At 72.7% G+C, this 11,879-nt stretch carries 11 protein-coding genes; 8 read left to right on the forward strand and 3 right to left on the reverse strand.

The window, feature by feature from the left end; all coding sequences use genetic code 11:
- Positions 1 to 5 precede the first annotated feature (5 nt).
- A complete protein-coding gene (locus M4J07_RS42570; RefSeq protein ID WP_255981657.1) occupies positions 6 to 224 on the reverse strand; it encodes a hypothetical protein in 219 nt (72 codons plus the stop codon).
- Positions 225 to 301: 77 nt separating this feature from the next.
- On the opposite strand from M4J07_RS42570, the gene M4J07_RS42575 reads away from it, so the two are divergent.
- On the forward strand, positions 302 to 1,507 hold the full coding sequence (locus M4J07_RS42575) for a bifunctional adenosylcobinamide kinase/adenosylcobinamide-phosphate guanylyltransferase (protein WP_255981658.1): 1,206 nt from the start codon (positions 302 to 304) through the stop codon (positions 1,505 to 1,507).
- A gap of 7 nt (positions 1,508 to 1,514) precedes the next feature.
- On the opposite strand, the gene M4J07_RS42580 is transcribed toward M4J07_RS42575, so the two are convergent.
- Positions 1,515 to 2,585, reverse strand: coding sequence for a class I SAM-dependent methyltransferase (locus M4J07_RS42580; protein ID WP_255981659.1), 1,071 nt, complete (start codon positions 2,583 to 2,585; stop codon positions 1,515 to 1,517).
- Between the two features lie 216 nt (positions 2,586 to 2,801).
- Here M4J07_RS42580 and cobT point away from each other — a divergent pair, with 216 nt between their 5' ends.
- The 3 genes from cobT (at position 2,802) to M4J07_RS42595 (ending at position 6,415) form a co-directional block, all read left to right on the forward strand.
- Positions 2,802 to 3,851: a nicotinate-nucleotide--dimethylbenzimidazole phosphoribosyltransferase gene (cobT, locus tag M4J07_RS42585; protein WP_255981660.1), complete on the forward strand. Its 1,050-nt coding sequence runs from the start codon at positions 2,802 to 2,804 to the stop codon at positions 3,849 to 3,851.
- A 156-nt stretch (positions 3,852 to 4,007) separates the two neighbouring features.
- A complete protein-coding gene (locus M4J07_RS42590; protein WP_255981662.1) occupies positions 4,008 to 5,750 on the forward strand; it encodes a phosphatidylglycerol lysyltransferase domain-containing protein in 1,743 nt (580 codons plus the stop codon).
- On the forward strand, positions 5,747 to 6,415 hold the full coding sequence (locus M4J07_RS42595) for a hypothetical protein (RefSeq protein WP_255981665.1): 669 nt from the start codon (positions 5,747 to 5,749) through the stop codon (positions 6,413 to 6,415). The genes M4J07_RS42590 and M4J07_RS42595 overlap by 4 nt, the downstream gene beginning before the upstream one ends.
- On the opposite strand, the gene M4J07_RS42600 is transcribed toward M4J07_RS42595, so the two are convergent.
- Complete coding sequence (locus M4J07_RS42600; protein ID WP_255981667.1) at positions 6,348 to 7,106, reverse strand: hypothetical protein; 759 nt, start codon at positions 7,104 to 7,106, stop codon at positions 6,348 to 6,350. The two genes, M4J07_RS42595 and M4J07_RS42600, sit on opposite strands and share 68 nt — an antisense overlap.
- Before the next feature lie 67 nt (positions 7,107 to 7,173).
- Between M4J07_RS42600 and cobS the strand changes: the two genes are divergently transcribed.
- From cobS to M4J07_RS42620, 4 genes are all read left to right on the forward strand, one after another.
- Entirely contained in the window at positions 7,174 to 7,941 is a 768-nt protein-coding gene (gene cobS / locus M4J07_RS42605; protein WP_255981669.1) for an adenosylcobinamide-GDP ribazoletransferase, read from the forward strand.
- Positions 7,942 to 8,074: 133 nt separating this feature from the next.
- Entirely contained in the window at positions 8,075 to 9,616 is a 1,542-nt protein-coding gene (locus tag M4J07_RS42610) for a leucyl aminopeptidase (protein ID WP_255981671.1), read from the forward strand.
- A gap of 304 nt (positions 9,617 to 9,920) precedes the next feature.
- Entirely contained in the window at positions 9,921 to 11,309 is a 1,389-nt protein-coding gene (lpdA, locus tag M4J07_RS42615) for a dihydrolipoyl dehydrogenase (RefSeq protein WP_255981673.1), read from the forward strand.
- A 100-nt stretch (positions 11,310 to 11,409) separates the two neighbouring features.
- A partial coding sequence (locus M4J07_RS42620) for a biotin/lipoyl-containing protein (RefSeq protein ID WP_305128903.1) occupies positions 11,410 to 11,879 on the forward strand: 470 nt, incomplete at its 3' end.

An 11,879-nucleotide genomic window follows, 5' to 3' on the forward strand; every position in this document is an offset into this window, starting at 1 on the left:
CCGGTCTAAGCGGATGCGTCCTCCGCATGGAGGCTCATCGGGCCGTAGATGACCGTGCTGTCCTCGGAGAGGGTGACCTGGTCGGCGCCGCCCTCCGCCAGTTCCTTCCAGTACTCGCCGATCCAGGACTCGGCGTCCCCCTGCGTCGTGAACTCCTCCGGCTGCACCGCCGGAGGCACCTCCGTGCCGTCGGACTTCTCGAACCGCCACGTCCATGCCGCCATGTCAGCCTCCAGAGGTCGTTGTCCCTGGAAGCCTAGCCGGGCGCGCGGCGCCGGAAGCCGCGCGGGAGGATCTTCCTGTGGAACTGACTCTGCTCGGCACCGGTGCCCCCGACGGACTGCCCCGCCCCGACTGCCCGTGCGCGGCCTGCGCGACCGCGCTCGGCCCGGCCGCCCGCGCCGCGACGGCCCTGCTGATCGACGGCACGCTGCTGCTCGACCTGACGCCGGGCGCCGCGTTCGCCGCGGCCCGCGCGGGCCACAGCCTGGGCGGCGTACGGCAGGTGCTGCTCTCGCATCCGCACGACGGCCCCGCGGTCGAGGTCCCGGCGGGCCTGCCGCAGCCGGGCCGGGTGCCGGACGGCCGGGAGCTCGCGCTGATGAGCGGGCACCGGGTGCGGGCGCTCGCCCTGGACGCGCCGGGCACCGGGTACGAGGTGGTGGGTCCGGACGGCCAGCGGTTGCTGTACCTGCCGCCGGGGGCCGCGCCCGCCGGTCTGGAGGAGACGCGCAAGCCGTACGAGACGGTCGTCGCCGACGTGGTCGGGCGGCCCGACGCGCTGGCCAGGCTGCGGTCCGTGGGCGCCGTCGGGCCGACCACCGACGTCCTCGCCGTGCACCTCGACCACGACGTGCCGCCGGGCCCCGAGCTGACGCGGCGGCTCGCCGCGGCGGGCGCGCGGGCCGTGCCGGACGGGACGACGCTGGACGTCGGCGTGTACGAGGACGTGCCCGACGTGCCGCGCCGGACGCTGGTGCTCGGCGGGGCCCGGTCGGGGAAGTCGGTGGAGGCGGAGCGGCGCCTGGAAGCGTTCCCCGACGTGCTGTACGTGGCGACGGGCGGCACCCGGGGCGGTGACACGGAGTGGGCACAGCGGGTCGCCACGCACCGGGAGCGGCGCCCTGGCTCGTGGCGGACCGCCGAGACCTGCGATCTCGTCCCGCTCCTGACCGACGCGGAGGACACCGCGCCGCTGCTCGTGGACTGTCTGTCGCTGTGGCTGACGTACGCCATGGACGAGGTCGGGGCCTGGGACGACGCGGAGTGGGCCGGGGGCGGGGAGCGGGCGCTGCGGGAGAAGGTGGCCGCGCTCGTCGATGCCGTGCGCCGCACCCGGCGTACGGTCGTGGCCGTCTCGAACGAGGTCGGCTCGGGGATCGTGCCCGCGACCGCGTCCGGGCGCCGCTACCGCGACGAACTGGGGCGGCTGAACGCGGCGTTCGCGGGCGAGTGCGAGCACGTGCTGCTGGTCGTGGCGGGCCAGGCGCTGGCGCTGCGCGGCTGACGGGGGCTCAGCCGGCGTCGGGGTTGCGGCGCGCGATGACGCGGTAGGCGTTGGCGAAGCCGGTGCGGCTGACCAGGGGGGCCAGCAGCCGGTCGGCGGACCGGGCGGCGAGGAGGGCGGGCGCCGAGGCGTGCGTCAGGACCCGGCGCAGCCTGCGCTGGGCGTCACTGGGGGTCCTGGTGCGCCACGGGCTGTCGGCGGCGGGCAGGCAGTGGCCGAGGAACAGGGCGCAGGCCGCCGTCAGGTCGAGCGGGACGTGCGGGGCGCGGCGGTCGACGGCGACGACCGTGTAGCCGAGGGCGGCGAGTTCGGCGCGGAGGTTGGCCTGCGGGATGAAGTGCAGGTGCTGCGGCTGGAAGTAGGAGACCCACCACTTGCCGAGGAGCGCGGCGTAGCGGCTCTCGGGGTCGGGGACCTCGATCATCAGGTGGCCGCCGGGGCGCAGCACGCGGTGGGCCGCCTTGAGCTCCTCGCGCGGGTCGAGGGAGTGTTCCAGGTAGTGGAACATGCTCATCGCGTCGTAGCGGCCCGCGAGCCGGGGCGCGAGTTCGGTGAGGAAGCCGCGGTGGGCCTCCTCGATGCGGCCCTGGCGGCGGCCCTCCTCGACGCCGTCGCCGATGTCGAGGCCGTCGAACGCCGTGTACGGCAGGACCTCCTTGGCGGCGGCCGGGAAGTGGGCGTGGCCGGTGCCGACGTCGAGCCAGGCCTCCGGCTCCAGGAAGTGGGCGAGGGCGTGGGTGGCGGCCCGGTGGCGCCCGGTGGAGGTCTGCGCGCCGAAGATCCGCTCGGCCTGGTCGGCGCCGAGGCCGTCGTAGAAGTCGCGGTAGTAGAAGTTGAGGCCCTCGGGGGTCAGGCGGGGGTTCTGGAACGAGTGGGCGCAGCTGCGGCACTGGTCGATCGTGAAGGTGCCGGGCTTGTGCTGCAGGAGGTCGGTGGTGCGCAGCCGCGTGCCCAGCTTCGTGGAGCCGCACCAGGGGCAGTCGGGGCGGCGGGGCTCGTGGAAGCGTTCGGTGCCCCGGGCGAGTTCGGTGAGGTAGGCGGGGCGGCGCTCGGCCACGGCCTGGGCTGAGGGGGACATGGGTGACTCGACTCCTGGTGCTGGGACGGGGACCGGGGGCTCGGGTGATCGGGAGACCGGAGGGGACATCGCGGTACGACAATCCGATATGAACCGGAACGTAAGGGATCCCCGACGCCCATGCAATGACGCTGTGGAGCCAGTGCATCGCATGGCGTAACCGGCCGCAGGAAGCCCGCCCCACCGACCGCCGTCGCGGCCGGTACTGTTCGGCGAATGAGCTCGCTGAATCTCGACGACTTCACCGATCTGATCGAGCGCCCCGACGGCGGGACCCGCCGCGACGCCGAGGAGCGCAGGGCCCGGTTCGCCGTTCCGCCCGGCGCGCTCGGCCGCCTCGACGAACTGGGCGAGTGGCTCACGGCCGCCCAGGGCGCCGTGCCCGTACGGCCCGTCACGCAGCCGCGCGTGATCCTCTTCGCCGGTGACCACGGCGTCGCCGAGCTCGGTGTGTCGGGCCGGCCCGCCGGGACCGCGGCCGATCTGGTCCGCGAGACCGTCGAGGGCGCGAGCGCCGGCGCGGTGCTCGCGCGGCGGCTGGGCGTCGAGGTGCGGGTCGTCGACGTGTCGCTGGACTGCGAGCCGGAGGAGCTGCCGAAGGCCGTGGTGAGCCATCGGGTGCGGCGCGGCTCGGGGCGCCTCGACACCGAGGACGCGCTCACCCTGGAGGAGGCCGAGGCGGCGTTCCGCGCGGGCATGGCGATCGCCGACGAGGAGGCCGACTCCGGTACGGACCTGGTGGTGCTCGGCGACCTCAGCGTGGGCGGCACGACGGCCGCGGCGACGATCATCGCCGCGCTGTGCGGCACCGACGCCTCCGTGGTGACGGGCCGCGGCGGCGACCCCATCGACGACCTCGCGTGGATGCGCAAGTGCGCGGCGATCCGTGACGGACTGCGCCGGGCCCGCCCGGTCCTGGGCGACCAGTTGCAGCTGCTCGCGACGGTGGGCGGCGCCGATCTCGCGGCCGCGACCGGGTTCCTGCTGCAGAGCGCGGTGCGCCGTACGCCGGTGATCCTGGACGGCGTCGTGTCGGCGGCCTGCGCGCTGGTCGGCCAGCGGGTCGCGTTCCGGGCGCCGGACTGGTGGCTGGCCGCGCACACCAGCGGTGAGCCCGGCCAGGCGAAGGCGCTGGACCGGATGGCCATGGACCCGCTGCTCGACCAGGGCGTCCGCCTCGGCGGCGGCACGGGCGGGTTGCTGGCCCTGCCGCTGGTGCAGGCCGCTGCCGCGCTGGCCGCGGAGTTGCCCGTGTCGTCCGACTAGGGCGCGCTCAGCCGTCAGAAACGCCGCGGTCGCGTCTGCTCGTCTACCGAGCAGATGCGACCGCGGCTTTTCTGTGGCTGAGCGCACAGTTCCCCGCGGCCCTTTCGGGGCGCCGCAGCCGGGAACCCCTCAAATGCCCCCATATGCTCCCAGGTCATGGGAGATACGCGGACCAGTACACCGACCTCACGACGCGCCGCGGGATTCACCGTCTGGTATCTCCGGGTCGTCACCTTCCTCAATCTGCTGAGCGCCGTCTGGGTCTCCTTCGGGCAGGACCTGCGCCGCCACAACGAGGAGAACTACTTCACCCCCTACCTCCTCGCGGCGGGTTTCTCCTCCGCCGTCGTGGCCTGGTTCCTGGCGGTCACGATGCGGCGCCGCAAGCGCGCGGCGTGGATCCTCAACCTCGTCCTGAGCGGGCTGTTCTTCCTGCTGTTCGCCTTCGTGATGGTCTTCCCCGAGGTGCGGCAGTACGCGCAGAACTGGATCTCGCTGGTCCTGACCGCCGCGTTCGTCGTCGCGCTGCTCCTCGGGCGCCGCGAGTTCTACGCGAAGGGCGACCGCTCGAACGCGAAGCTGGCGGCGCTCGTCGCGGTCGGCGGCCTGCTGGTCACCTCGCTCTTCGCGACGTTCCTCGTCACGGTCACCAACCACGCGCACGACGAGCACCGTTCGACGTTCCTGGAGCGCTGGCGGTACGGCACCCTGCGGCTGATCTCGGTCGCGTCGAACGACGCGCACTACCCCGGCATCACGACGCCGAACTGGGTGAACGTCGTCATCAACATCCTGTCCACGGCGCTCCTCATCGCCGTCGTCTACGCCGCGTTCCGCTCGCGCAGGGCCGTCGATCCGCTCAGCCCCGACGACGAGGCGAAGCTGCGCGCCCTGCTCGACAAGGACGGCGAGCGCGACTCGCTCGGCTACTTCGCGCTGCGCCGCGAGAAGAGTGCCGTGTGGTCGCCGACCGGCAAGGCCGCGGTGACGTACCGGGTGATCGGCGGGGTGTCGCTCGCCTCCGGTGACCCGATCGGCGACCCGGAGGCCTGGCCGGGCGCGATCGAGCCGTGGCTCGCCGAGGCCCGGGTGCACGGCTGGATCCCGGCCGTGATGGGCGCGAGCGAGGAGGCGGGCACGGTCTACGCCCGGCACGGCCTGGACGCGCTCGAACTCGGTGACGAAGCCATCGTGGAGACGGACGAGTTCACGCTCGATGGGCGGGCGATGCGCACGGTCCGCCAGGCGTTCAACCGCGTCAAGCGCGCCGGCCACACGGTCCGCATCCGGCGCCACGAGGACATTCCCGCCGACGAGATGACGTACCTCCTGAAGCGGGCCGACGACTGGCGCGACGGGGCGACCGAGCGCGGCTTCTCGATGGCGCTCGGCCGGCTCGGCGACCCGGCGGACGGCCAGTGTGTGATGCTCGAATGCACCGACGGGGAGGGCGAGTTGAAGGCGGTGCTGTCCTTCGTGCCGTGGGGTCCGAACGGTCTCTCGCTGGATCTGATGCGCCGTGACCGCGACTCCGAGAACGGCCTGATGGAGTTCATGGTCATCGAACTCCTGCAGCGCGCACCGGAGATCGGGATCACACAGGTCTCGCTCAACTTCGCGATGTTCCGGTCCGTCTTCGAACGTGGCTCGCGACTCGGCGCGGGCCCGGTGCTGCGCCTGTGGCGCTCGCTGCTCAGCTTCTTCTCCCGGTGGTGGCAGATCGAATCGCTGTACCGGGCCAACGCCAAGTACCGGCCCATCTGGGAGCCCCGCTTCCTGCTCTTCGAGAAGAGCGCCGACCTGCCGCGCATCGGCATCGCGTCGGCCCGCGCCGAGGGCTTCCTCGACGTGCCCGGACTGCCGAAGTGGCTGCGCCGCGGACGCCTGGAGCGTTCGTGAGGGAAGCGGCCCGCAGGGAGTGGGGCGCGCTGTACGCCGCGGTGCGGGACGGGATCACCGCCCGCGGCCCGCGGGCGATCCCGCTGACGATCGCCGCGGTCTGTCTGACGGCCGCGTTCCAGTACGTCCAGAACCAGCCCTGGGGCTATCAGTTCGTCCAGGACGTCGGCTCGGTGCGGGCCGACGACCCGCTGTGGCTGGCCCTCCTGCGCACCCCGCTCTCCCTCTTCGTGCCGGCCCTCGACCTGCCCGTGTGGGGTGCGCTCGCCCAGATCCTGCTGGTGTTCGGCATCGCGGAGCTCTGTCTGGGCTGGTGGCACACGCTCGTGATCGCGTACGTCGCCACGCTCGCGGGCACCCTCTACGCGCGCGTCGGCATCGCCATCGGCCCGGACAGTCCCTTCGGGCTGCCCGCCTCGGACGCGCAGGTCGTCGACACCGGCCCGTCGGCGGCGGTCGTCGGGCTCGCGGTGTACCTGTGCTGGCGCTACCGGGCCCGGTTCACCGGCGCGCTCGTCGTCCTCGCGATGGTCGTCGAGTGCGCGGTCAAACCGAACCTCGCGGGCAAGGAGCACCTCGCCGCGATCGGCGCGGTGCTCATGGTGTGCGCCGTGCGCTCGACGGCTCGCGGAAGCCTCCGACCAGATCCTGGAAACGGCGGCTGACCCGGTTCCAGCGGCGGTCGTGCCGGAAGGCCCGCAGCGTCGCCCGGGCCCTGGCGCGGGGGCGGCGCCGGTACCGGCGGCGGGCCCAGAGCGAGGTGGGGCGGGCCAGCCGGACCGCCCCGACCCAGGCGACGACCGGCACCAGGACCCCGACGAGCGCCAGCCTCGGCTTGCCCTTCAGCAGCGTCACCACGACGAACAGGAAGTTCAGGACCAGCGTCGTGATGAGGGTGCCGCGGTCGTGCTGCTCCTCCTGCGTCATGTCGTTCACGCCGAGCGGGGAGAAGCCGCAGACCACCAGGCCGCCCAGCGCCGCCGCGAGCACCACCACCTCGACGCTCTGCCGCCCCTGCTCGCTCCAGTACACGTCGTCCAGGTGCAGCACCAGCGCGAACTCGTCGAGCACCAGACCCGCCCCGACGCCGAAGACGACCGCGCACACGCACGCGGTGATGCCGTGCCGGCCGCTGCCGACCGCGCCGAACCCGCCCGCGACCATCAGCACGACGCCCGGCACCACGTGGTGGATGTGCGTGCCGCCCGGCGCGATGTCGCGGAACGGGCCGCGGCCGGCCCGGATCAGCCGGGTCACGGTCCTGGTGAGCAGGAAGGTCGCGACGAACGACAGCAGCGCGAGCAGCAGCGGCAGCTTGCCCGGCTCGGTGATGTTCCGGTACCACCAGTCGCCCATGGGTCCATCGTGCGGGCGGGGAGCGGGCGCCGCCCGTCGGCACGGCCGTGCCGGGTAGCCTCCCCCGGTGTCCGCAACGAACTCCCGTGTCTCCCTGCCCGACGGCCTGCGCTTCGCCTTCGGCACCCTCACCGTGCTGCCCGTCACCGTCACCCGCTGGGACCGGGAGGCCGCCCGCGGCGGCATGCTCTGCGCGCCGCTGGCCGGTCTGGTCGTGGGGCTGTGCGCCGCCGCGCTCGGCGGGGTGCTGACGCTGCTGGGCGCGGGTGCGCCGCTCGCGGCGGTCGCCTCGGTCGCGGTGCCGGCCGCGCTCACCCGGGGCCTGCACCTGGACGGGCTCGCGGACGTCGCGGACGGGCTGGGCAGCGGGAAACCGGCGGCGGACGCCCTGCGGATCATGAAGCAGTCCGATATCGGCCCGTTCGGCGTCGTGGTGCTGGTCCTCGCGCTGCTCGCGCAGGTGGCGGTGCTCGCCCAGCTGTACGGGGAGTCGTGGGCGCACGGTGCCGTGGCGGCGGCGGTGTGCGCGGTGACGGCCCGCCTCGCGCTGACGTTCGCGTCCCGGGCCGGGGTGCCCGCCGCCCGTCCCGAGGGGCTCGGCGCGGCGGTCGCCGGGACCGTGTCGGTGCGGGCCGCGCTGCTCGCCGGGGTGGCGGTCGTCGCGGTGACCGCGGCCGTCTCGGTGCCGGGGGCGGTCGCCGTCGTCGTGGGCTGCGGGGTGGCCGAGCTGCTGCTGCGCCGGTGCGTGGCACGGTTCGGCGGGGTGACCGGGGACGTTTTCGGGGCGGTGGCCGAGGTGGCGGGGACGGCGGCGCTGGTGGTGCTGGCCCTCTGACGGCGCCGGACGGTCCCGGGCCCTGTCGGGGCATGGATCGAGCCATCGGCGTAGGCTCGGCCCCGGCGGGCCAACTACCCCACGGCCCCGGCAACGAAGCCAGCCTCACCGATGAAAGAGGGACCTCACCACCGTGACTGCTCTGACTCTCAGCACCGCCGCGGCCACCGACCTGCGCGCCGACGCCGTCGTCGTCGGTGTCGCCAAGGGCTCCGCCACCAAGACCGGGGGTCTGGTCGTCGCGCCCGGCGCCGAGGCCGTGGACAAGGCGTTCGACGGAAAGCTCGCCTCCGTCCTGGAGACCCTCGGCGCCAGTGGCGGCGAGGGTGAGGTGACCAAGCTCCCCGCGCCCTCCGGCTGCAAGGCGCCGGTCGTGCTGGCGGTCGGTCTCGGTGCCGAGCCCGAGAAGACCGACGACGGTGGCGCCTTCGAGGTCGAGGCGCTGCGCCGCGCGGCCGGTGTGGCCGCCCGCGCGCTCGCCGGGTCGAAGAAGGCCGCGTTCGCGCTGCCCGTCGAGGACGCCGAGGACGCCGGTGCGATCGCGGAGGGCGCGCTGCTCGGCGCGTACTCCTTCGACGCCTACAAGGAGTCGGCGCAGGACCCGAAGAAGGCCAAGGCGCCGCTCGCCGAGGTCGCGATCCTCGGCGGCAAGCCGCGCGACAAGGCGTACAAGGCCGAGGTCGAGCGCGTCCTGGCGCTGACCGAGGAGCTCAACCGCGCCCGCGACCTGGTCAACACCCCGCCGAACGACCTGAACCCGGAGGCGTTCGCCACCGTCGCGCAGGTCGCGGCGAAGGAGCACGGCATCAAGGTGCAGGTGCTCGACGAGAAGGCGCTGGAGAAGGGCGGCTACGGCGGCATCCTCGGCGTCGGCGCCGGTTCCGCGTCGGGCCCGCGCCTGGTGAAGCTCTCGTACAAGAACTCCAAGGCGAAGAAGCACCTGGCCTTCGTCGGCAAGGGCATCACGTACGACTCGGGCGGCATCTCGCTGAAGCCGGCCGGTCACAACGAGACGATGAAGTGCGACATGGCCGGCGCCGCCGCCGTGTTCGCCGCCGTCGTCACCGCCGCGCGCCTGGGCCTCGAGGTGAACGTCACCGGCTGGCTGGCGCTCGCCGAGAACATGCCGTCCGGCTCGGCCACCCGCCCGGGCGACGTGCTGCGCATGTACTCCGGCAAGACCGTCGAGGTGCTGAACACGGACGCCGAGGGCCGTCTGGTGCTGGCCGACGCGATCGCCAAGGCCTCGGAGGAGACCCCGGACGCGATCGTCGACGTGGCGACGCTGACCGGCGCGATGATGCTGGCGCTCGGCAACCGCACGTTCGGCATCATGGCGAACGACGACGCCTTCCGTACGTCGATCCACGAGGTCGCCGAGGAGGTCGGCGAGCCGTCCTGGCCGATGCCGCTCCCGGCCGACCTGCGCAAGGGCATGGACTCGTCGACCGCCGACATCGCCAACATGGGCGAGCGGATGGGCGGCGGCCTGGTCGCCGGTCTGTTCCTGAAGGAGTTCGTCGGCGAGGGCATCACGTGGGCCCACCTCGACATCGCCGGCCCGGCCTTCAACGAGGCCGGCCCGTTCGGGTACACGCCGAAGGGCGGCACGGGTTCCGCCGTCCGTACGCTGGTCCGCCTCGCGGAGCGGACGGCCGCGGGCGACCTCGGCTGATCCCTTCCTGACGTCGGCTCCCACGTCGGCTCTCACGTCGTCGAACGGCCCCGGGTGCACCGCACCCGGGGCTGTTCGCTTTCGACGAAATCCGCAGGGTTCGCACCACTTGGCACACCTGTTTCCGGTGTAACCGCCGTCTCAGACCCCGGCCCGACGTCCCGCATGCCTTCGACAAGTGCGAGGATGGGGGACGGCAGGACAGGGCCCCCACCACAGGGCCGAAGCAAAAAAGCGGCCGGACACCAGCCGCCGCCCGGTCACTGGAGACCGGCGTACGGCGCACATGCATGGAGGACGTGACGTGGCGAACGACGCCAGCACCGTTTTCGACCTAGTGATCCTCGGCGGTGGCAGTGGCGGTTACGCCGCGGCCCTGCGCGGAGCGCAGCTGGGCCTGGACGTCGCCCTGATCGAGAAGAACAAGCTCGGCGGCACCTGCCTGCACAACGGCTGCATTCCGACGAAGGCCCTGCTGCACGCCGGCGAGATCGCCGACCAGGCGCGCGAGGCCGACCAGTTCGGTGTCAAGGCCACGTTCGAGGGCATCGACATCAACGCCGTCCACAAGTACAAGGACGACGTGATCTCCGGCCTGTACAAGGGCCTGCAGGGGCTCGTCGCCTCCCGCAAGGTGACGTACATCGAGGGTGAGGGCCGGCTGTCCTCCCCGACGTCCGTGGACGTCAACGGCCAGCGGGTCCAGGGCCGCCACGTCCTCCTCGCGACCGGCTCCGTGCCGAAGTCGCTGCCGGGTCTGGAGATCGACGGCAACCGCATCATCTCCTCGGACCACGCGCTGACGCTGGACCGCGTCCCGCAGTCCGCGATCATCCTGGGCGGCGGCGTCATCGGCGTCGAGTTCGCCTCCGCGTGGAAGTCCTTCGGCACCGACGTCACCGTCATCGAGGGCCTCAAGCACCTCGTCCCGGTCGAGGACGAGAACAGCTCCAAGCTTCTTGAGCGCGCGTTCCGCAAGCGCGGCATCAAGTTCAACCTCGGCACGTTCTTCGAGAAGGCCGAGTACACGCAGGACGGCGTCCGCGTGACCCTCGCCGACGGCAAGACCTTCGACGCCGAGGTACTCCTCGTCGCCATCGGCCGTGGCCCCGTCTCGGCCGGTCTCGGCTACGAGGAGCAGGGCGTCGCGATGGACCGCGGCTACGTCCTGGTCGACGAGTACATGCAGACCAACGTGCCGACCATCTCGGCCGTCGGTGACCTCGTCCCGACGCTCCAGCTCGCGCACGTCGGCTTCGCCGAGGGCATCCTGGTGGCGGAGCGGCTGGCCGGTCTGAACCCGGTGCCCGTCGACTACGACGGCGTGCCGCGCGTGACCTACTGCCACCCGGAGGTCGCCTCCGTCGGCATCACCGAGGCCAAGGCCAAGGAGATCTACGGTGCGGACAAGGTCGTCGCTCTGAAGTACAACCTGGCGGGCAACGGCAAGTCCAAGATCCTGAAGACCGCGGGCGAGATCAAGCTCGTCCAGGTCAAGGACGGTGCCGTGGTCGGCGTCCACATGGTCGGCGACCGGATGGGCGAGCAGGTCGGCGAGGCCCAGCTGATCTACAACTGGGAAGCGCTGCCCGCCGAGGTCGCCCAGCTCATCCACGCCCACCCGACGCAGAACGAGGCGCTCGGCGAGGCCCACCTGGCCCTCGCGGGCAAGCCGCTGCACTCGCACGACTGACCCTCGCTGCCGCCTGTCGCATCTGGGCGCGACGACCGACCACCACAGACTTCCGCACTGCGCGCCGCGCATTGCACATTCGTAAGGAGCAACAGAAACCATGGCGGTTTCCGTATCCCTTCCGGCGCTCGGTGAGAGCGTCACCGAGGGCACTGTCACCCGCTGGCTGAAGGCCGAGGGCGAGCGCGTCGAGGTCGACGAGCCGCTGCTCGAGGTGTCGACCGACAAGGTCGACACCGAGATCCCCTCGCCCGCCGCCGGCATCCTGGCCTCCATCAAGGTCGCCGAGGACGAGACGGTGGAGGTCGGCGCCGAGCTGGCCGTCATCGACGACGGCACCGGTGCGCCGGCTGCCGCCCCCGCCCCGGCCGCCGGTGGCGCCTCCGGTACCGACGTCGTGCTGCCCGCGCTGGGCGAGTCGGTCACCGAGGGCACCGTCACCCGCTGGCTGAAGGAGGTCGGCGAGGAGGTCGCGGAGGACGAGCCGCTGCTCGAGGTCTCCACCGACAAGGTCGACACCGAGATCCCCTCCCCCGTCGCCGGCGTTCTCCTGGAGATCACCGTCGCCGA

The organism is Streptomyces longispororuber, from assembly GCF_024448165.1.
Lineage (GTDB): Bacteria > Actinomycetota > Actinomycetes > Streptomycetales > Streptomycetaceae > Streptomyces > Streptomyces longispororuber_A.

Coding starts and splice junctions, on each gene's coding strand:
- M4J07_RS42590 (WP_255981662.1), top strand. CDS start 4,008: ATGGGAGATACGCGGACCAGTACACCGACCTCACGACGCGCCGCGGGA.
- M4J07_RS42580 (WP_255981659.1), bottom strand. CDS start 2,585: ATGTCCCCCTCAGCCCAGGCCGTGGCCGAGCGCCGCCCCGCCTACCTC.
- M4J07_RS42570 (WP_255981657.1), bottom strand. CDS start 224: ATGGCGGCATGGACGTGGCGGTTCGAGAAGTCCGACGGCACGGAGGTG.
- cobT (WP_255981660.1), top strand. CDS start 2,802: ATGAGCTCGCTGAATCTCGACGACTTCACCGATCTGATCGAGCGCCCC.
- M4J07_RS42600 (WP_255981667.1), bottom strand. CDS start 7,106: ATGGGCGACTGGTGGTACCGGAACATCACCGAGCCGGGCAAGCTGCCG.